The organism is Bacillus sp. TH50 (assembly GCF_016650565.1).
In the GTDB taxonomy this organism is placed as follows: Bacteria; Bacillota; Bacilli; order Bacillales; family Bacillaceae_G; genus Bacillus_A; species Bacillus_A mycoides.
In genome coordinates this window covers 2,650,524-2,671,173 of record NZ_JAEKFM010000003.1, presented here as the reverse complement: position 1 = coordinate 2,671,173, position 20,650 = coordinate 2,650,524, and the positions used below count along the sequence as shown (strand labels likewise).

Below are 20,650 nucleotides of genomic sequence, written 5' to 3'. Positions count from 1 at the left end.
TTTTTACGAGATAAAGAGCAGGATTTATAGTAGTGCTGGAGGTGGCTATTGATGATGTTAGCTGGTAGACAGTTACTGTTAGAAGAACTCTCTTCAGATTTGCAGAATAAATTGGATCATCTGAAAAGGAATCGAGACGTCGTTTGTGTACAAGGGGTAATTAAGAAGTCTTCAAAATATATGTGTCAGCGCTGCGGAAATATAGAGCAGCGACTATTTGCATCATTGCTATGTAAAAGGTGCAGTGAAGTATGTGCGTATTGCCGTAAGTGTATAACGATGGGAAGGGTCAGTGAATGTGCTGTACTTGTGCGCGGGATTGCTGAAATACAAGGAGAAAATTATTTGAATCCGTTACAGTGGGAAGGTGTTTTGTCTGCTGGTCAGGAGTTAGCTGCGCAAAGTGTCGTTGACGCTGTTAAGCAGAAAGAATCATTTTTTATTTGGGCGGTGTGCGGGGCTGGAAAAACAGAAATGTTGTTTCGCGGAATTGCAGAGGCGCTACAAAAGGGAGAAAGAGTTTGTATTGCAACGCCGAGAACGGACGTTGTACTTGAATTAGCACCAAGATTACAAGAAGTGTTTCCAAATATAAATGTAGCTGCTTTATACGGAGGGAGTTTAGACCGAGAAAAAGATGCGGCGTTAATCGTTGCAACTACACATCAATTATTACGTTATTATAGGGCGTTCCATGTCATGATTGTAGATGAGATAGATGCTTTTCCGTATCATGCAGATAAGATGTTGCAGCATGCAGTAAGCGAAGCGATGAAAGAGAAGGCAGCACGTATTTATTTAACTGCAACTCCAGATGAAAAGTGGAAGCGTAAGTTGCGAAGTGGTAAGCAAAAAGGGGTTATTATTTCAGGGCGATACCATCGTCATCCATTGCCAGTTCCGATATTTCGGTGGTGCGGAAATTGGAAAAAGGGTCTTATACGTAAAAAAATTCCTCGTACTTTATTACAATGGTTAAATTTGTACTTATCGAAACGATACCCCATTTTTCTATTTGTTCCTCATGTGCGATATGTAGAAGAAATTAGCCAGTTATTAAAATCATTAAACAATCAAGTTGACGGTGTGCATGCAGAAGATCCGGCGAGAAAAGAGAAGGTAGCAGCTTTCAGAAAAGGAGAAATCCCTTTATTAGTTACAACGACGATTTTGGAACGAGGAGTAACTGTTAAAAATTTGCAAGTTGCAGTTTTAGGAGCTGAGGAAGAAATATTTTCAGAAAGTGCTCTCGTTCAAATTGCAGGGCGTGCTGGCAGAAGCTCTGATGAACCGCATGGAGATGTTATCTATTTTCATTATGGAAAGACAGAGGCGATGGTGCGTGCGAAAAAACATATTCAAAGTATGAATAAGAATGCTAAAGAACAAGGACTGATAGATTGATGCATTGTCTACTTTGTGATGAGTATATTTCATATGCGATTAGTTGGTACACTTTTTTTGTTAAGCTTCATAAAAAGTATATATGTGATAGATGTGAACAAAAACTTTCCTATATTATAGGAGATATTTGCAAGGCGTGTGGTCGGCCTTTAGAACTTGTACCAGCTGAATATAAAAACGGGGATATTTGTATGGACTGCATAAGGTGGACGAACGAGCAGGGGTTTCCGTCTCTCATAAATCGTTCGTTGTATGTGTATGATGAAGGGATGAAAGAAATATTAGCACAGTTTAAATTTCGAGGAGATGCTGAATTAGTGCATATTTTTCATCAGCCTTTTCGAAGTCTTTTTCAAAAATATTTTGCGAATGTTTCAGTTGCCATTCCGGTTCCTCTTAGTGAAGAGCGAGAATACGAGCGTGGTTTTAATCAAGCGGAGTTACTAGCTTCTTGTTTGCCTATCAAAATGTTTTGTACATCATTAAGAAGAATAGAAACAGAAAAACAAAGTAAGAAGAAGCGTAAAGAAAGGATATCGGGAGTTAATCCTTTTTATTTTCAGGGAGAAGAGATGTTTCATGAGCAACATGTTTTAATCGTGGATGATGTGTATACGACAGGAATTACTGTTAGGCAAATTGGAAGCCTTTTGTATGATCGAGGAGCGAGAGAGGTTTCTTGTTTGACGCTTTGTAGAGGTTAATATGTGGATGTCGAAAGGAGTAATAAAAAGACGACAGGTCTTCTTTGACTTACAGTCTTGTCATTCGTTATAGTCAGAATATGGGGCGAATGCCCTGATTTTAAGAGTGAAGGGAATGGAATGAACATGCAAGGACGAGTAAAATGGTTCAATGCAGAAAAGGGATTTGGGTTTATTGAGCGTGAAGATGGTGACGATGTGTTTGTTCATTTTTCTGCTATTCAACAAGATGGGTATAAGTCGTTAGAAGAAGGTCAACAAGTGGAGTTTGATATTGTTGATGGAGCACGTGGGCCACAAGCGGCTAATGTTGTGAAACTGTAAAAGTTAAGTTTTTGGAAAAGATAGAGCTGTATTTTTAGCAGCATTATATAGATGGCGAAAGCTCTTGCTCGTAACAAGGGCTTTTTTGTTTTGGAGGAGTTGTCAAAAAGTTGTTTCTTTTCTGTAACTAATTGTCCACAGTTACATTCGTTATTCACGATGTTAATAGGATAAAATAAAGATAGAAACGATGCATCTTTTCATTTCAACAAAAAACGATAAAAAAATCGCAATTCCACTAATTTTTTAAAAAAATTAGAAGGAGTTTTTAAGCCAATGTCGAAATTATAGTACATAGGCTTGAAAGGAGGAATTCATCTATGAAATTCAACATTCGTGGTGAAAATATTGAAGTAACTCCAGCATTAAAGGAATATGTAGAGAAAAAACTAAGTAAATTAGAGCGTTATTTTGATACATTCCCAGAGATTAAGGTTAATTTAAAAGTATACTCTGACAAGCAACGTATCGAGGTAACAATTCCATTTACAGATTTATTACTTCGTGCAGAAGAAACAAATAGCGATATGTACGCTGCGATTGATTTAGTAGTTGATAAAATTGAGCGACAAATTCGTAAACATAAAACAAAAGTAAACCGTAAATTACGTGAGAAAGGTTCTGTGAAAACTAACTTTATCCTTCCGGAAGCAGTAGCTGTTCTGGATGCGGTAGAAGAGGATGAATTAGAACTTGTACGTACAAAACGATTCGATTTAAAACCGATGGACGTTGAAGAAGCGATCTTACAAATGGATATGCTAGGACATAGTTTCTTCGTCTTCACAAATGCTGATACAAATGAAACTAATGTTGTATATGGCCGTAAAGATGGGAAATATGGTTTAATCGAAACTAAATAATCATTCAAAAGCGCAGCCGAAATGGCTGCGCTTTTTTTATATGTTTTAGTGGTTGTATTGAGATTTTGAGTGTGATTATCTCTACAAGTATTTCCTTGCCATGAGCATACTAATTTTGTTTAATTTAACAAAATTTTATAATTGTAAAAAAATGTTAAGTCTTCTGAAATTAATTGATAGTGCATTTTGGTTTTGATATCCTAATATTGCATTATAAGGATTGATTTTATTCCTTCAGTGAAAAAATAAAATCAATATAATGCTACAAATTATCGGAGGTGTTTATATTGAGTATTAAGAAAAAAAGTCGTTTTATGTTTGGATCTATTTTATCTTTAGGTATTTTAGCTAGTACTTTTGCTTTAACCGAACCGGCTAAGGCTGATACTAAGGCTAATACAAAGGATGATCATGTGGAATTTACCTTTAGACTTTGGAGTGCATATGATTATACTACTGCACGTGCTAAAGAGAACTCTACTTCTATGTATATGCGTGTGAAGGATAGTGACAATGGCGGTGGTTCTTTCAACGTTTGGGCAGAGGCGGATAAAAATAGAAATGCAGAAGATAGAAAATGGGTAAATGTTTCAGATAAGCATGAAGGAGAAGTGAAACCATATAAAACGTATCTTTTCAAAAATTATGCATATGAAAACTATGGGAAAAATGTTCCTGTTAGATTTGGTGGTTATTCTAGAGAAAATAATGCTTATCCTACTGCTTGGAGTCCTGATAGTGTAAGACCTAGTGGACCTTACACTGAATATTGATTTAGAAATTATAAATTAAAATTATTTATTTTGTAGTGCTAGAAAAAGTCGTATAGTTTCTAATCTAGATTATACGACTTTTTCTGCTATTTAATTTTTAAAAATAGGAGGAGCTGTAATGAAACTTATTTCAAAATATATTTTAGTTTGTTTTTTTATATTGAGTATTAGTTTCTTAGTTTCTTGTCAAAAGAAAGTAGATGAACCTATTGTAAATATTGAAGATACTTTAACAGAAAAAGGAAATTTAAAAAGTATTCAGTTGCAAGAAATTAAGAAAAATACTATTTATGAACAAGTATTTTTCGGGAATGAAAATGGTAATGATTTCTTTCAAGGTCAAATAGATAGAAATGATATTGCAATAGAAGATAAGCTTTTAGATAAAAATTTAAAGTCAGGAGTTATACCAGAAAATTATTATGTTTTTTTAACGGGTGTTACGAATAAGAAAAAACCAACGTATCTTTTGGGACGGATTGAACAAATTGATGGAAAAGTAATTCAGTGGAAACAAGAAGTTAAGAGTGTGCAAAGAAAAGATGCAAATGGTGTTTATCAGTATGAAGTTGAGTTTCCTAAATTTGAAGGAGAGAGAGCCAATGTTTCTTTTCGTTACATTTGGTTAAATAAAGAAAATAAATGTTATGGTGTTGCGGATCAATTATTCATATTAAAAAAGATTTAAATTTAATTAATGGTTTATGGAGGAGCTATAGATGAGTTACTTTTTAGGAAGGATTTTAAAAGGTAGAATGTTCTGGTTGTCTTTATTTATTATGTTAATAATTGTTATTGCTCAATATATTGCTATGTGTGTAACAACTAAAGGATTTAACGATGATGGGATTATAAAGGTATCTCCATATTTATCCAATGTTTTACATTTTAATAGATTGTCGTTTTATGGTGAGTTTTATCTACTTATATTTCCTATGCTTTCCGCGATGGCTGTAGCCGGAATTTATAGAACTGATAAAAATTATGGGTTTATTTATCCTGTTATTTCTAAAATGGGAACAGGTTATTATTTTAAGCTACTTTATTTTATTAATTTTATTGTATCTTTTTTTATTATAAGTTTTCCTTTACTATTTAATTTTTATTTATATGCAATGACTTATCCAACAGTTGCTCCGCACCCAATATTAAATTATATGGCTGCTACTGTTTCGCCAACAGCTCAATTTAATACGGTTTATTATGAGTACCCTACTTTATATTTTCTAATGTATGTATTTTTAAATGGTTTATACGGTGCAGTTTTTTCAAGTTTGGCTTTATCAATTTCGTTTTTTATAAAACGAGTTTATTTTATTTATTTAGTTCCGTTTGTTTTACATATTTTTTGGCTTGGTATTGGAAAAGGGATTCTCAATCCTAAAGATTATTTAATTAAAGACTTCGGCTTTTTCGAATTACAAATTTTTCTTAGTGTACTGTTATGTATTTGGCTTTGTTCTGTAGTTCTTTATTTACGGGGGAGTAGGAAGCATGTTCTTTTCTAATGTAATGAAAGAAACTATAAGGATGAAATATGTTTGGTTAAGTACTCTCTTTTTACTTAATGTCAGTATCATTGGTTGTTTGTTCAATTATTTTGAACCTGGAATTGTAAAAGAGAAAATGAACGAATTGGAAACTTTGTATAAGGTTATGTCGTTTTATAATTTATCGACTATATTTATTCCTTTAACCATCGTTTTTTCTGTATATTCTATGTCGAATTTTTTTAGTATTTATGTTGTTTATAGAGTGAATAATGCATTGAAATTAGTTTCTATATATTATTTAAAATTATTAGTTTTCGTTTGTTTTTTTGCGGGGAGTATGATTTTACAGTTATTTTGGATGTCAAATATGATGGCTGTAAATAGTATTTCTGTGAATTATCCATTATTATTTTGCATTCAATTATTTGCGAATATTTTTATATGTATGATAAGTGCTTTGTTACAATTATTTTTACCTAGTTTACTTGCAATAATATGTATGATCACTGCTGTTTTACTAGATAGATTTATATTACATGGATTTTTATTTACAAATGCTTTTTATATAAATGTGTTTGAAGATGCTACGGGTTTATTTATACGTTTATTTGGATGTTTTTCTATCTTTTTTATAAGTGTATGGATTTTATCTAAAAAAGTTATATTTCTATGAATGATGAAACAGAGGTGATCTAGTTTACATTATGATTTTATATCATTTGTTAAAAAGAGATTTACATGTAAGGTTTAGAGATTCCATCAAGATAATGGCTTTTTTATTCTTAATTTACGCTATGATTGTATTTACTTTTTTATACAATCAGTCTCTTATTAATGGTAGAGAACCTGTATTAGTAGATGTTACCTTTTATCGATTTTTTCATGGAGTAGACTTTGTTGATTTATCTCACTTTTATAAGGAGGGGCGATTTTCTATCCCTTTTTATTGGATTTTTTTTCAAATCACTCCTTTGTTGCTTGTAGGGAATTTTGCTTTTTCAGATATTCAACAGAATGGTGTTTATTTATTTCCTCGTGTTAAGAAGAAGCATTTTCTTTGGTTAACGAAAATATTATCTTTGTTCTTTTATATAATTAGTATTTGGATTGTTATGTATTTTCTTTGGTTTACTGTTTACTATTTGCTTTCTTTTGGCGAGTATTCTTTTTTAAATTTATATAGTCAATTTTCTTATAACATATTAGGTACTATGTTAATTCAAATAATCATAAGCTTTTTATTAGCTTTAATTTTTGAGTTTTTAACGTTTTATATACCAATAACTATTGTTTTTGTACTGATGTTGATGTACCTATTTATGTCTATTTTCTTTCATAGTATTTATTTTTTAGGCTCTTTTGTTATGCCAAATCGCTGGTATTTTGTTGATCACAGTTCAATTCAATTGACTTTAGGTAATAATCAATCTATTCAATGTAATGATTTACTTTTAATAGGAGTAGTAATTGTTGTTGTAATGATTTTATTAGGTAGTTTTTGTTTTAAAAAACTAGATGTGATAGGTGAATAATTTATGGACAATTATATTAAATGTGAATGTATGATGAAAAAATTAAAAGGAAATATTGTGTTAGATAATATTAGTTTATCGGTAAAAAAAGGCGAGTTTTTAGTTTTGAAGGGGCATAATGGCTCTGGCAAAACGATGATTTTACGAGCTATATCAGGGTTAATGCGTTTGAATTCTGGATTTGTTTATGTAGATAATGAAATAATCGGAAAACAAAAGCAATTTCCAGATTCTATGGGAATATTGATTGAATATCCAAGTTTTATTCCAGGGTATACTGGTTTTCAAAACTTGAAATTTTTATCATCAATTAACAATAAAATTTCTGATGAGGAAATTTATAATATTATTCAAAGGGTTGGACTTGATAAAACAGATAAGAGAAAGTATAAAAGATACTCTTTAGGTATGAAACAACGTTTAGGGATAGCACAAGCTTTAATGGAACGACCAAAATTATTGTTATTAGACGAGCCTACTAATGCTTTAGATAGTGATGGGATAAAAGATATTTTGGATATTTTGAAAGTAGAAAAATCTAAGGGGACGACTATTATTGTAGCTAGTCATGATGTGCATGTTCTAGATAATGAAATAGTAGATCGTATTGTACATGTTAATAATGGAAAGTTGGTAGATTAATAGTGACAAGAAAACATGTCTTAATAATCATTGGATTGTGTCTGTTGCTATGTACATTTGCTAGTTTGTTTAGATTTAAAACATTAAATCAAAATAATGAATCTTATAAAGTGGTAAAAGATGAGTTTTTATCTAATAGAGCTTTTGAAGATGGACAAGGAGTGAAGTTTCATGCGCTTGATCCTCTTGATCCTACAAAAGTTTATGATCCTTATGAAGACCGTGAAGTAGTGACGTATGTGTTACCTTTAAATATTACAAATACAACAAATCGGGATATTAACTTGCTTAGTAATAAGTCTATTTCTAATACAATGTTTTATTCTAAAATAGGAGAGTTTTATAATTTAATTCCTTATTCAATAGAATTACCTGAAAAATATCAGTTTGATCCTTTCATACCTGCGGGTAAAACAGTACGGGGATATATAGGGACAAATTATTTTATAGGAGATGACCCTGGTAAAAATTATGAAAATTTTTCTAACGAATCAACTAAGGTGAAATTCATTTCTTTTATGAAGGATAAGGAAGGGAAATATCATGAATTAGAAATACCAATAAATTAATAAAACGCATTGGTATTATTAACTTGAAGTGTAGTTTTAAAAAAGGAAAAAATCTATACAAAATGTGTTAAGTACTTTGGTGATATCGATATATTTTAAGGTTGTTTTTTGATTGCTATGGTTGAGTATATTTTGCAACATGATGATAGATATTGTTTATAGAAATCAAAAGCTGAAGGTTTTGTGCATTGTGTGAGTATCTATGGATGCTGCACCGGCAAAATCTTTGGCTTTTGTAATTGTCGACTTAAATCTTACTAATATGTTCATTCCAGCTACTCTCTTTAAAGGGAACGGGAAAGAATATTATTTAGAATTAATATGAAATTTGGAATATGAATTTGAAATAGAGAGATAGAGAAAAGAATTATTAATTTGTTGAAACGAATGAAATAAAAACTTTTTCTGAATATAAGGACCGACATTCCGCCGATTGTTGTCATAGTTATAAGACAAGTGTTACAATTATCATTAGGTTTATACATTTTAGTTTTTTTAATTAGGAGAAAAATTGGCATAACATAAAGTGAAACTTTAATCAGTGGTGGGTTCTTCCCACCCACTGATTATTAGCCTTCACCAATCGGGCTTTTACGGGCAGTTGATCCCATACCTAATTTTTTGCTTTTGCTGAATTTTGAGATAGGGATTTTACAGCCCGTTAATGCGGGATAAATTTGATTTTTATAACGACTGATTGTAAAGAGAAAAAGAAAGCAATCGGAAGTTTTATTTTAATAAAAGAGGAGCGTATTTCCTATGATCGGTATTTTAAAAAAGGTATTTGATGTCAACCAACGCCAAATTAAACGTATGCAGAAGACAGTGGAGCAAATTGATGCATTAGAATCATCTATTAAGCCGCTAACTGATGAACAATTAAAAGGAAAGACGATTGAATTTAAAGAACGTCTAACAAAAGGTGAGACAGTAGATGATCTACTTCCTGAAGCTTTTGCGGTTGTTCGTGAAGCAGCGAATCGTGTTCTTGGAATGCGTCCATATGGCGTACAGCTAATGGGTGGTATCGCCTTACATGAAGGAAATATCTCTGAGATGAAAACAGGTGAAGGTAAAACGTTAACATCTACTTTACCTGTATATTTAAACGCATTAACAGGAAAAGGTGTTCACGTTGTTACAGTCAATGAATACTTAGCGCAACGTGATGCGAGCGAAATGGGACAACTTCATGAGTTCCTTGGTCTAACTGTAGGGATTAACTTAAATAGTATGTCACGTGAAGAGAAACAAGCTGCTTATGCTGCTGATATTACGTATAGCACAAATAACGAGCTTGGGTTCGATTACTTACGTGACAACATGGTGTTATATAGAGAGCAGTGCGTTCAGCGTCCACTTAATTTTGCTATCATCGATGAAGTCGATTCTATTTTAGTTGATGAAGCACGTACGCCGCTTATTATTTCGGGACAAGCTCAAAAATCAGCAGAGCTATACATGTTTGCAAATGCATTCGTTCGTACATTAGAAAATGAAAAAGAATATTCATTTGATGTGAAAACGAAAAATGTAATGTTAACAGAAGATGGTATTACGAAAGCTGAGAAAGCTTTCCATATCGATAACTTATTCGATTTAAAACATGTAGCACTTCTTCACCATATTAATCAGGCGCTTCGTGCACACGTTGTTATGCACCTTGATACAGATTATGTTGTACAAGAAGGCGAAATCGTAATCGTAGACCAATTCACTGGTCGTCTTATGAAAGGTCGTCGTTATAGCGAAGGTTTACATCAAGCTATTGAAGCAAAAGAAGGCGTAGAAATTCAAAATGAAAGTATGACGCTTGCGACAATTACGTTCCAAAACTACTTCCGTATGTACGAAAAATTATCTGGTATGACTGGTACAGCGAAAACGGAAGAAGAAGAATTCCGTAGTATTTACAATATGAATGTTATCGTAATTCCAACGAATAAAGATATTATTCGTGATGATCGTGCTGATTTAATCTTCAAATCAATGGAAGGTAAATTCAATGCAGTTGTTGAGGATATTGTAAATCGTCATAAGCAAGGGCAACCTATTCTTGTTGGTACAGTTGCAATTGAAACGTCAGAGCTTATCTCAAAAATGTTAACACGTAAAGGTGTACGTCATAATATCTTAAATGCAAAAAACCATGCGCGTGAAGCAGATATCATTGCAGAAGCTGGTATGAAAGGCGCTGTAACAATTGCGACGAATATGGCTGGTCGTGGTACGGATATTAAGTTAGGCGACGATATTAGAAACGTTGGCCTAGCAGTTATCGGTACAGAGCGTCACGAAAGTCGTCGTATTGATAATCAGTTACGTGGTCGTTCTGGTCGTCAAGGGGACCCTGGTGTAACACAGTTCTACTTATCAATGGAAGATGAACTAATGCGCCGCTTCGGTTCTGACAATATGAAAGCGATGATGGATCGCCTTGGTATGGATGATTCACAGCCAATCGAAAGTAAAATGGTTTCTCGTGCGGTAGAATCTGCGCAAAAACGTGTGGAAGGAAATAACTATGATGCACGTAAGCAGCTATTGCAATACGACGATGTACTTCGTCAACAACGTGAAGTAATTTATAAACAGCGTCAAGAAGTAATGGATTCAGAGAACTTACGCAGCATTATTGAAGGTATGATGAAATCTACGATAGAACGTGCTGTTGCACTTCATACGCAAGAAGAAATCGAAGAAGATTGGAGCATTAAAGGTCTTGTCGATTACTTAAATACAAACCTTCTTGAAGAAGGAGATGTAAAAGAAGAAGAGTTACGTCGCCTTGCTCCAGAAGAAATGAGCGAATCAATTATCGCGAAATTGTTAGAGCGTTATAACGAAAGAGAGAAGCTTCTACCTGAAGAGCAGACACGTGAATTCGAAAAGGTTGTTGTATTCCGTGTTGTAGATACGAAATGGACAGATCATATCGATGCAATGGATCACCTTCGTGAAGGTATTCATTTACGTGCTTACGGACAAATCGATCCACTTCGTGAATACCAAATGGAAGGGTTCGCAATGTTCGAGTCGATGATCGCTTCTATTGAAGAGGAAATCTCTCGTTACATTATGAAAGCTGAAATTGAGCAAAACTTAGAGCGTCAAGAAGTTGTTCAAGGTGAAGCTGTTCATCCATCAAGCGATGACGAAGACGCGAAGAAAAAACCGGTTGTAAAAGGTGACCAAATGGGACGCAACGATTTATGTAAATGTGGTAGTGGCAAGAAATATAAAAACTGTTGTGGCATTGGGCAGTAATAAGAAACTGTAGTTTAGACTGCTTTGCAAATTTTTACATCAAAAATGTATAATGAAAAGGATTAAACTCTCTCCGTAATAAGCGGGGAGAGTTTCCCTTGTTTTCATATGAAAGTAACAGCAATTACATAGAGGTGAAGGAAATGGAATTAGTAGAAATTAGGCAAGAATTAGAAAAAATGGCTAAGAGATTAGCGGCTTTTAGGGGGTCTCTTTGACCTTCCTACTAAGGAAAAACAAATTGCAGAATTAGAAGAAACGATGATGGGCGCAGGATTTTGGGATGACCAACAAGGCGCACAAGCTGTGATTAATGAAGCGAATGCGCTGAAAGATATGGTTGGAAGGTTCCGTCAGTTAGATGAGACGTTCGAAAACTTAGAAATGACGCATGACTTACTTAAAGAAGAGTATGATGAAGATTTACATGAGGAACTAGAATCAGAAGTGAAAACTTTAATTCAAGAAATGAATGAGTACGAGCTGCAGTTACTATTAAGCGATCCTTATGATAAAAATAACGCTATTTTAGAATTACACCCAGGTGCAGGTGGAACAGAGTCACAAGACTGGGGTTCTATGTTATTACGTATGTACACGCGCTGGGCTGAAAAACGTAGGTTTAAAGTAGAAACGGTTGATTACTTACCGGGCGATGAAGCTGGTATTAAGAGTGTTACATTATTAATTAAAGGTCATAACGCTTACGGTTACTTGAAAGCGGAGAAAGGTGTACATCGTCTTGTACGTATTTCACCATTCGATTCTTCAGGTCGTCGTCATACATCGTTCGTATCTTGTGAAGTTGTACCTGAATTCAATGATGAAGTTGAAATTGAAGTGCGTACAGAAGATTTGAAAATAGATACGTATCGTGCAAGTGGTGCAGGTGGACAGCACGTTAATACGACAGATTCAGCAGTTCGTATAACTCATCTACCAACAAACACGGTTGTAACATGTCAGTCAGAGCGTTCTCAAATTAAAAACCGTGAGCATGCGATGAAAATGCTGAAAGCGAAATTATATCAAAAGAAATTAGAAGAACAACAAGCACAATTAGATGAGATTCGCGGAGAGCAAAAAGAAATTGGATGGGGCAGCCAAATCCGTTCTTACGTATTCCACCCGTATTCTCTTGTGAAAGACCATCGCACAAATACAGAAGTTGGTAATGTACAAGCAGTTATGGATGGAGAAATTAATCCGTTTATTGATGCGTATTTACGTTCTCGTATTTAATAAGAGAAAAAGCCAACAGAATTGTTGGCACATGCTGAGGTCCAAGAGGATATAAAGAGGCTTATCTTATTTATATTGATGAAATAAAGAGGAAGAGAAGTTGGAAACGACAACTTCTCTTTTTGATGAGATTATATGTAGAATACAATGCCGTATATTGTTTTGTAAAAGGTAGAGAATAGTAAAACAAAGTGGTAATAGAGTAGGACTTTATATAGAATTTCTCAGTTTTGATTGGAGAAAAAGGCTCTTTATAGAATTTTTTAAGGTGTTCACAGAATTGAAACAATTTATGAAAGCTTATTTTATTAGGCTTCTCACTATATTTGTGAAAAATATGAAATACACCTTAGTTTTTCTATATAAAGATAATGCTTATAATGAATATTGAATGTGTTATGAAAACTATTGCCTAGTTATGAATGAAAAGAATATCAACAATGGGGAGCGATAGAAGTGAAAAAGAAATTGTTGGCTATTACGCTGGGGACATCAGTCGTTTTTGCTTTAGGAGCATGTGGAAATAAAGAAGAGAGTAAACCATCAAAACAATCTGCAAGCACAGATAGCGCAGAGCAAATTTACCAAAAAAGTTGTATAGGTTGTCACGCTAAAGATTTATCAGGAGCAACTGGACCAGATTTACGAAAAGTAGGACAGAAATATGACGCAGCAGAGATTGAAAAGATTATTGAAAAAGGCCGGGGTTCAATGTCACCAGGAATTATTCAAGGTGAAGATGCGAAAAAAGTAGCTGAATGGTTAGCGGAGCATAAATAAGAAACGTAATTAATAAACGAGCTGATTGTATAACTTGACCGAAAAGTGCTTCGAGTTAAGTAATTACATGAGCTCGTTTACCTTTTATTAGGATGTAACATAACTGTAACAAAATTGTATCCGAATTGGAAACCGATTGATGTTACAATGGGGTTTGTAGAATTTTGATGAAATATATTACATAGAGTAGCGTTGCTAATAAAAAGCATGTATGGAAGCTACCTTCAACAAGAATGGTCGAATGAAAATAAAGGCTTTTCTTTTATTTTTAAATGTACAGAAAAGTATTTCTAAAAAAATCATTAAGTATTGGGTGATAAATAATGATAAAAATGACGAATGTTTATAAGGAGTACCCAAATGGTATGAAAGCCATTGCTGGTCTCACAGTTAACATTAAACAAGGTGAATTCGTATACGTAGTTGGACCGAGTGGAGCCGGAAAATCTACATTTATTAAAATGATGTATCGTGAAGAGAAGCCATCTACAGGATCAATTAATGTAAATGGACTTGTAATTGAAACGTTAGCAGAAAGAGATGTTCCATATTTCCGTCGTCAATTAGGCGTGATTTTCCAAGATTTTAAATTGCTACCTAAATTAACGGTATATGAGAATGTTGCGTTTGCTTTAGAAGTAATTGAAGAAGAGAAGGAAGCGATTCGTGAGCGCGTTACAGAAGTGTTAGGTCTTGTTGGTCTTGAAGAGCGTGCCGATGCACTTCCAAATGAGCTTTCGGGCGGAGAGCAACAACGTGTGGCGATTGCAAGAGCGATTGTAAATAAGCCAAAGGTTGTAATTGCCGATGAGCCAACAGGTAACTTAGATATTGAAACAGCTCTTGATATTATGAAGATTTTTAAACGTATTAATGAGCGTGGTACAACGATTGTTATGGCGACACATAACGCAGATATCGTAAATACAATTCGTCATCGTGTAATTGCAATTGAAGGCGGAAGAATTGTTCGAGACGAGATTGAGGGAGGATACGGATATGAAGGCTAAAACCCTTAGTCGACATTTGCGAGAAGGTGTGAAAAATCTATCCCGTAACGGATGGATGACATTTGCTTCTGTAAGTGCAGTAACAGTTACATTATTACTTGTAGGTGTCTTTTTGACAGCGATTATGAATATGAACCATTTTGCGACGAAAGTAGAGCAAGATGTAGAAATTCGTGTGCATGTTGATCCAGCAGCAAAAGAAGCTGATCAAAAGAAATTAGAAGAAGATATGAGTAAAATTGCGAAAGTAGATTCTATTAAATATTCTTCTAAAGAAGAAGAGTTGAAACGTTTAATTAAAAGCTTAGGCGATAGTGGAAAAACGTTCGAGTTATTTGAGCAAGATAACCCGCTGAAAAACGTATTTGTTGTAAAGGCGAAAGAACCAACAGATACGGCAACAATTGCGAAAAAGATTGAGAAAATGCAGTTTGTAAGTAATGTTCAATACGGTAAAGGTCAAGTTGAAAAATTATTTGATACTGTAAAAACTGGTCGTAACATCGGGATTGCGTTAATTGCGGGTCTTCTATTCACAGCGATGTTCTTAATCTCTAACACAATTAAAATTACAATTTATGCTCGTAGTACTGAGATTGAAATTATGAAACTTGTTGGTGCAACAAACTGGTTTATTCGTTGGCCGTTCTTGTTAGAGGGATTATTCCTAGGAGTATTAGGATCAATTATTCCAATTGGCCTAATTTTAGTTATGTATAATTCGTTGCAAGGTGTGTTTAATGAAAAACTTGGCGGAACAATTTTCGAGCTTCTACCATACAACCCATTCGTATTCCAATTAGCTGGTTTATTAATGTTAATCGGTGCATTAATCGGTATGTGGGGAAGTGTAATGTCAATTCGTCGCTTCTTAAAAGTATAAAAAGTTGCAAACATAATTCGTACAAGCTTATCATATAGTAGAAATAGGTAAAGGCATCACACATCGTGTGATGCCTTTTGCTACACCACCTGTGTGTTCTGGAAAGGGGAATTCCGCATTGAAACGTAGAGTTGCAATTATTGGAATGGTTGTTGCATTTTTAATTGGTGCTGGCGGGATGTTTGGTGGTATGTACTGGTTTGGGATAAACCCAGCGTATGTAACGCAAACAGTATCGAATGGTAATGCTGGCACAGCGCAAGGGAATTTGGTAAAGATTAATGAGGCGTATGCACTAATTGATTCACGTTATGTGGAAGACGTGAAAGACGACAAATTAGTCGAAGGTGCGATACAGGGAATGTTGTCTACGCTGAAGGACCCTTATTCCACGTATATGGATAAAGAAACGGCAAAACAGTTTAGTCAGTCACTGGATCCTGAACTTGAAGGGATTGGAGCTGAAGTGAACAAGACGGACGGTAAGCTTATTATCGTATCGCCAATTAAAGGTTCACCAGCAGAAAAGATAGGAATTAAACCGAATGACCAAATTTTATCTGTAGATGGAAATAGTGTGAAAGATTTATCACGTGAAGAAGCAGTATTAAAAATTCGTGGTAAAAAAGGAACGACTGTTGCAATTGAAATTAAGCGCGCAGGAGTGGCTGATCCGATAGAATTTAAAATTAAGCGTGAAAAGATTCCGATTTTCACTGTATTTAGTTCTGTAAAGCAAGATAGCGGAAAAGATATCGGTTATATGCAAATTACTTCTTTCGCTGAAAATACTGCGAAAGAATTTAAGGATCAGTTAAAAGAGCTAGAGAAGAAAAACATAAAGGGCTTAGTTATTGACGTGCGTGGTAATCCTGGCGGTTATTTAAATAGTGTAGAAGATATACTAGGAGACATCATGACAGATAAAAAGCCAATGCTACAAGTAGAACAGCGAAATGGTGAGAAGAAGAAATTCTCTACGGAACTGAAAGAGAGAAAGTCATATCCAATTTCAGTATTAATTGATAACGGAAGTGCTTCTGCTTCAGAGATTTTAGCTGGTGCGCTAAAAGAAGGAGAAGGATACGATTTAATTGGTGAAAAAACGTTTGGTAAAGGTACTGTTCAACAGGCTGTTCCATTTAAAGATGGCAGCAACATTAAATTAACAATGTTTAAATGGTTAACACCAGATGGCAATTGGATTCATAAAAAAGGAATCGCGCCAACTGTAGAAGTGAAGCAACCAGATTATTATCATGCGACACCAATTCAAATTGAAAAGACACTTTCATACAATTCAAATGATGTACAAGTAAAACACGCGCAAGAAATGCTTAAGAGCTTAGGATATGTACCAGGACGTGAAGATGGATACTTTAGCAAAGAGACAGAATCAGCACTAAAAGCATTCCAAAATGCGAATGAGATGGAAGCAACAGGACAACTTGATAAAAAGACAGCTGAAGCGATTCAAACTAAAATCATTGAAAAAATCCGTTCTGGAGAAAATGATTTACAATTACAGACGGCATTGAAATTAATAGCGAAATAAGAAAGAATACAGGCACTTTGATGCCTGTATTTTTTTATGTGTTAAATATGATAAGATAAAAAGAAAAAATGATATAAATGGTGGTGAATGAATTCGTGGAGGCATGGCTTTTTGAAATACTACGAGCAGTTGGACGTTTTTTCTTACACCCTGCTGTCTATGTATTTTTAATTAGTAGTATCTTCGTTGGATACTTACGTATATTACGAGAACGAAAAGATTTTTCTTTTAAAGTATATGATATTTGGTTTGAACTACGAACAACTCTATTTGCAGGTATTGGGTACGGATTAATCGTATCTATTATTACGATTGGACTCGGGCTAGTTGTTTCAAAAGCGAGTTTATGGGCAATTTTACTTTGGACGTTATTATTTGGATTAACTGCTATGTATCGATATTTATCTGTAGCTTATACTTTCGGAATCGCTATTGCACTCGTATTGTTATCGTCTAAGATGCGAGTTTCCTTCTTACAGCTTGGAGAAGGTGAAGAGGGTACGATTGTATCCCTCGCTATTTTACTAGGCGTTATGCTCGTTGTAGAGGGGTTATTAATCTCTAAAAATGCAGTTCGCTATTCTACGCCGAAAATTAACAAAGGTAAGCGTGGGCTACGAATTGGACTACATGAATCAAATCGTTTATGGCTTGTACCAGTATTTATTCTTATACCAGGAGATGCGGTGACAGCATTTATCCCTTGGTGGCCTGTCGTTTCAATCGGTTCAACTACATACTCTTTATTCCTCGTTCCATTTTTAATTGGATTTATGAGAAAGGTTAGAAGTTATGAGCCGACAGAAGCTTTATTATTTACAGGAAGACGTGTCTATGGATTAGCGGGGCTCGTACTCGTTTTAGGTATCGCAAGTTACTGGTGGCACGTACTCGCAATTATCGCGATGGGAGTCGCAATGCTTGGACGCTTTACAATCTCGATGCAAGAGAAAATTGCAGACGAGAAAAGACCAGCATACTTTGCCGCACGTAATGATGGACTTGTTGTGTTAGATACAATTCCTAATACAATTGGGGCAGAGATGCATTTAAAGCCTGGAGAAGTTATTACGAAAGTAAATGGAGTCATTCCAAGAAGTACCGAAGAGTTTTATGACGCGCTTCAAACGAAGACGACAGGGGCGTTTTGTAAATTAGAAGTAGTAGATACAAATGGTGAGCTTCGTCTTGCTCAAACGGCGTTATATGCTGGGGGACATCATGAATTAGGTGTTGTGTTTGTCCAGCAAGAGCATGAGTGGGATTCGGAAGCGATGTAAAATAAAATGGGAACCTTCATCAAACACAGATGAAGGTTTTTTTAGTTTCATAGACGGATAACTTGAATAATTATTTGATAATGGTTATCATTTAGGGAGTCTTTTAATTTGGAAAAGGGAGGAAAAATATGCTACGTAAATTTTTTTCTTACTATAAACCGTACAAAGGTTTATTTATACTTGATTTTTCCTGTGCAGTTATCGCAGGCTTACTCGAACTTGGTTTCCCGCTTATCGTAAATCAATTTATTGATAAGTTATTACCAGGACAAAACTGGACGCTTATTTTATGGGCTTGTTTCGGTTTGTTCATAGTTTATGTGCTAAATGCAGGTTTGCAATATGTCGTTACATATTGGGGACATATGCTTGGGGTTAACATTGAAACAGATATGAGGCAGAAATTATTTGATCACATTCAAAAGCTATCATTCAGATTTTTTGATAATAATAAAACAGGTCATTTAATTTCACGTCTTACAAACGATTTAATGGAAATTGGGGAAATTGCTCACCATGGACCAGAAGATTTATTCATTGCCATTATGACTTTAGTTGGAGCGTTTTCATTTATGATGATGATTAACTGGAAGTTAGCACTTCTAACATTCTTCGTAATCCCGTTCTTATTATGGTTGGCACTTTACTTCAATAAAAAAATGACAGGTACGTTTAGACGTTTATTCTCAGACGTTGCTGATTTCAATGCATGTATCGAGAACAATGTAGGTGGTATCCGCGTTGTACAAGCATTCGGAAATGAAAAGTTTGAGCAAGAGCAATTTGCTGTAAATAATGCTCGTTTCCGTACAACAAAATTAATGGCGTATAAAATTATGGCGTTAAATTCATCGATTAGTTATATGCTGATGCGTCTTGTAACACTCTTTGTATTAATATGTGGTACATGGTTTGTTCTGCAAGGTGAATTAACGTACGGTGGATTTATTGGATTCGTTTTATTAACGAATATTTTCTTCCGCCCAATTGAAAAAATTAATGCGGTTATTGAAAGTTATCCGAAAGGAATCGCTGGTTTTAAAAGATATGTAGAACTTCTGGAAACAGAGCCGGATATTGTAGATTCTAAAGATGCAATAGAAGTTAAACATGTACACGGCGATATTCAATACAATAACATCACGTTCGGATATGAAAATAAAGAGCCGATTTTAAACGATATTAGTTTGAAAATACATGCAGGTGAAACAGTTGCTTTCGTTGGACCATCAGGGGCAGGGAAAACAACACTATGTAGTTTATTACCTCGTTTTTATGAACACTCATCTGGATCAATTCAAATTGATGGCATTGACACTAAAGAGATGACGTTATCGTCACTTCGTAAGCAAATCGGAATTGTACAGCAAGATGTTTTCTTATTCTCAGGAACAATTCGTGAAAATATCGCTTACGGAAACTTAAAAGCTTCAGAAACTGAAATTTGGCAGGCGGTAAAACGTGCTCAGCTAGAGGACTTAATTTACTCGCAACCAGACGGTTTAGATACAGTTATCGGTGAGCGTGGTGTGAAACTTTCAGGAGGACAAAAGCAGCGCTTAGCGATTGCACGTATGTTCTTGAAGAACCCGCCAATTTTAATTTTAGATGAAGCAACTTCTGCGCTAGATACAGAGACAGAACTTGCTATCCAAAAATCACTTGCAGAACTATCTGTTGGCCGTACAACATTAGTTATCGCTCACAGGCTTGCAACTATTAAAAATGCAGATCGCATCGTCGTTGTAAATAAAGACGGTATTGCAGAACAAGGTTCACATGAGGAACTAATCAAACGAGGCGAGGGTTACAGCCGATTGTATGAGGCGCAGTTTAGTTCGTAAATATAATTTCTGCTGAATTAGTGCACCATAAGTAAGTGGAAATCTTATTTGGGAGGCTACAAAGCATGATTGTAACAACAACTTCTACAATTCAAGGGAAAGAAATTATTGATTATATCGATATCGTTAATGGCGAAGCAATCATGGGTGCGAATATCGTGCGTGACCTTTTCGCTTCTGTCCGTGACGTTGTCGGTGGTCGCGCAGGCGCCTACGAAAGTAAATTAAAAGAAGCGCGCGACATTGCAATGGAAGAGATGAAAACTCTCGCAAGACAAAAAAATGCGAACGCCATTGTTGGTATCGATGTGGACTACGAAGTAGTTCGCGAAGGAATGCTAATGGTTGCGGTGAGCGGGACTGCTGTCCGTATATAAAGTGAAACTTTAATCAGTGGGGGGTTCATCCCCCACTGATTATTAGCCCTCACCAATCGGGCGTTTACGGGCAGCCCGACGCCCACCTAATTTCTTTGCTCAAGCCGA

General features: G+C 34.9%; 20 protein-coding genes and 1 pseudogene. All 21 read left to right on the top strand.

Annotation, left to right across the window (positions count from 1 at the left end; translation table 11 throughout):
- Positions 1-54: 54 nt before the first annotated feature.
- The 21 genes and pseudogenes from comFA (at position 55) to JFU23_RS13940 (ending at position 20,542) form a co-directional block, all read left to right on the top strand.
- Complete coding sequence (gene comFA, locus JFU23_RS14035; protein ID WP_201032291.1) at positions 55-1,404, top strand: ATP-dependent helicase ComFA; 1,350 nt, start codon at positions 55-57, stop codon at positions 1,402-1,404.
- Positions 1,404-2,108 (top strand): ComFC family protein, encoded by a 705-nt coding sequence (locus JFU23_RS14030; RefSeq protein WP_201032120.1) that lies wholly within the window; start codon positions 1,404-1,406, stop codon positions 2,106-2,108. Before comFA ends, JFU23_RS14030 begins: the two co-directional genes overlap by 1 nt.
- A gap of 126 nt (positions 2,109-2,234) precedes the next feature.
- Entirely contained in the window at positions 2,235-2,432 is a 198-nt protein-coding gene (cspC, locus tag JFU23_RS14025; RefSeq protein WP_001990088.1) for a cold shock protein CspC, read from the top strand.
- Positions 2,433-2,752: 320 nt separating this feature from the next.
- Positions 2,753-3,295, top strand: coding sequence for a ribosome hibernation-promoting factor, HPF/YfiA family (gene hpf / locus JFU23_RS14020; protein ID WP_002034758.1), 543 nt, complete (start codon positions 2,753-2,755; stop codon positions 3,293-3,295).
- A gap of 287 nt (positions 3,296-3,582) precedes the next feature.
- On the top strand, positions 3,583-4,068 hold the full coding sequence (locus JFU23_RS14015; protein WP_201032119.1) for a hypothetical protein: 486 nt from the start codon (positions 3,583-3,585) through the stop codon (positions 4,066-4,068).
- 118 nt (positions 4,069-4,186) lie between these two features.
- Complete coding sequence (locus tag JFU23_RS14010) at positions 4,187-4,756, top strand: hypothetical protein (RefSeq protein WP_098632001.1); 570 nt, start codon at positions 4,187-4,189, stop codon at positions 4,754-4,756.
- A gap of 31 nt (positions 4,757-4,787) precedes the next feature.
- A complete protein-coding gene (locus tag JFU23_RS14005; protein ID WP_201032118.1) occupies positions 4,788-5,576 on the top strand; it encodes a hypothetical protein in 789 nt (262 codons plus the stop codon).
- Positions 5,563-6,257 (top strand): annotated as a pseudogene (locus JFU23_RS14000) (hypothetical protein). Before JFU23_RS14005 ends, JFU23_RS14000 begins: the two are co-directional and overlap by 14 nt.
- 71 nt (positions 6,258-6,328) lie before the next feature.
- A complete protein-coding gene (locus tag JFU23_RS13995) occupies positions 6,329-7,093 on the top strand; it encodes a hypothetical protein (protein WP_201032289.1) in 765 nt (254 codons plus the stop codon).
- 3 nt (positions 7,094-7,096) lie between these two features.
- Positions 7,097-7,735: an ATP-binding cassette domain-containing protein gene (locus tag JFU23_RS13990; RefSeq protein ID WP_201032116.1), complete on the top strand. Its 639-nt coding sequence runs from the start codon at positions 7,097-7,099 to the stop codon at positions 7,733-7,735.
- Between the two features lie 41 nt (positions 7,736-7,776).
- Positions 7,777-8,304, top strand: coding sequence for a hypothetical protein (locus tag JFU23_RS13985; protein WP_201032287.1), 528 nt, complete (start codon positions 7,777-7,779; stop codon positions 8,302-8,304).
- Positions 8,305-8,506: 202 nt separating this feature from the next.
- Entirely contained in the window at positions 8,507-8,629 is a 123-nt protein-coding gene (locus JFU23_RS30940) for a hypothetical protein (RefSeq protein ID WP_002167387.1), read from the top strand.
- A 434-nt stretch (positions 8,630-9,063) separates the two neighbouring features.
- On the top strand, positions 9,064-11,571 hold the full coding sequence (gene secA / locus JFU23_RS13980) for a preprotein translocase subunit SecA (RefSeq protein WP_201032115.1): 2,508 nt from the start codon (positions 9,064-9,066) through the stop codon (positions 11,569-11,571).
- 143 nt (positions 11,572-11,714) lie between these two features.
- Positions 11,715-12,813, top strand: a protein-coding gene (prfB, locus tag JFU23_RS13975) for a peptide chain release factor 2 (RefSeq protein WP_100248371.1) whose coding sequence is annotated in 2 segments (ribosomal slippage) — positions 11,715-11,786 and positions 11,788-12,813 — 1,098 coding nt in all. Because the reading frame shifts where the segments join, the coding sequence is not laid out codon by codon here.
- A gap of 456 nt (positions 12,814-13,269) precedes the next feature.
- Positions 13,270-13,593 carry a cytochrome c551 gene (cccB, locus tag JFU23_RS13970; protein ID WP_002016129.1) on the top strand — a complete coding sequence of 108 codons (324 nt, stop codon included), beginning with the start codon at positions 13,270-13,272 and terminating at the stop codon, positions 13,591-13,593.
- A gap of 323 nt (positions 13,594-13,916) precedes the next feature.
- Positions 13,917-14,603 (top strand): cell division ATP-binding protein FtsE, encoded by a 687-nt coding sequence (ftsE, locus tag JFU23_RS13965; protein ID WP_002016128.1) that lies wholly within the window; start codon positions 13,917-13,919, stop codon positions 14,601-14,603.
- Complete coding sequence (ftsX, locus tag JFU23_RS13960; protein WP_002089596.1) at positions 14,593-15,486, top strand: permease-like cell division protein FtsX; 894 nt, start codon at positions 14,593-14,595, stop codon at positions 15,484-15,486. The genes ftsE and ftsX overlap by 11 nt, the downstream gene beginning before the upstream one ends.
- A gap of 118 nt (positions 15,487-15,604) precedes the next feature.
- Positions 15,605-17,041, top strand: coding sequence for a S41 family peptidase (locus JFU23_RS13955; RefSeq protein ID WP_012261984.1), 1,437 nt, complete (start codon positions 15,605-15,607; stop codon positions 17,039-17,041).
- Positions 17,042-17,136: 95 nt separating this feature from the next.
- Positions 17,137-18,321 (top strand): PDZ domain-containing protein, encoded by a 1,185-nt coding sequence (locus tag JFU23_RS13950; protein ID WP_201032114.1) that lies wholly within the window; start codon positions 17,137-17,139, stop codon positions 18,319-18,321.
- A gap of 128 nt (positions 18,322-18,449) precedes the next feature.
- Entirely contained in the window at positions 18,450-20,165 is a 1,716-nt protein-coding gene (locus JFU23_RS13945; protein WP_201032113.1) for an ABC transporter ATP-binding protein, read from the top strand.
- Between the two features lie 65 nt (positions 20,166-20,230).
- Positions 20,231-20,542 (top strand): YbjQ family protein, encoded by a 312-nt coding sequence (locus JFU23_RS13940; protein WP_002112849.1) that lies wholly within the window; start codon positions 20,231-20,233, stop codon positions 20,540-20,542.
- The last annotated feature ends 108 nt before the right edge of the window (positions 20,543-20,650 follow it).

Excerpts from the sequence above, each read along its gene's own strand:
- JFU23_RS13940 (WP_002112849.1), top strand. The coding sequence starts at position 20,231 with ATGATTGTAACAACAACTTCTACAATTCAAGGGAAAGAAATTATTGAT.
- JFU23_RS14010 (WP_098632001.1), top strand. The coding sequence starts at position 4,187 with ATGAAACTTATTTCAAAATATATTTTAGTTTGTTTTTTTATATTGAGT.
- JFU23_RS14030 (WP_201032120.1), top strand. The coding sequence starts at position 1,404 with ATGCATTGTCTACTTTGTGATGAGTATATTTCATATGCGATTAGTTGG.
- ftsX (WP_002089596.1), top strand. The coding sequence starts at position 14,593 with ATGAAGGCTAAAACCCTTAGTCGACATTTGCGAGAAGGTGTGAAAAAT.
- JFU23_RS13990 (WP_201032116.1), top strand. The coding sequence starts at position 7,097 with ATGGACAATTATATTAAATGTGAATGTATGATGAAAAAATTAAAAGGA.
- hpf (WP_002034758.1), top strand. The coding sequence starts at position 2,753 with ATGAAATTCAACATTCGTGGTGAAAATATTGAAGTAACTCCAGCATTA.
- JFU23_RS13995 (WP_201032289.1), top strand. The coding sequence starts at position 6,329 with ATGGCTTTTTTATTCTTAATTTACGCTATGATTGTATTTACTTTTTTA.
- JFU23_RS30940 (WP_002167387.1), top strand. The coding sequence starts at position 8,507 with ATGGATGCTGCACCGGCAAAATCTTTGGCTTTTGTAATTGTCGACTTA.
- JFU23_RS14005 (WP_201032118.1), top strand. The coding sequence starts at position 4,788 with ATGAGTTACTTTTTAGGAAGGATTTTAAAAGGTAGAATGTTCTGGTTG.
- secA (WP_201032115.1), top strand. The coding sequence starts at position 9,064 with ATGATCGGTATTTTAAAAAAGGTATTTGATGTCAACCAACGCCAAATT.
- ftsE (WP_002016128.1), top strand. The coding sequence starts at position 13,917 with ATGATAAAAATGACGAATGTTTATAAGGAGTACCCAAATGGTATGAAA.
- cspC (WP_001990088.1), top strand. The coding sequence starts at position 2,235 with ATGCAAGGACGAGTAAAATGGTTCAATGCAGAAAAGGGATTTGGGTTT.
- JFU23_RS13945 (WP_201032113.1), top strand. The coding sequence starts at position 18,450 with ATGCTACGTAAATTTTTTTCTTACTATAAACCGTACAAAGGTTTATTT.
- comFA (WP_201032291.1), top strand. The coding sequence starts at position 55 with ATGTTAGCTGGTAGACAGTTACTGTTAGAAGAACTCTCTTCAGATTTG.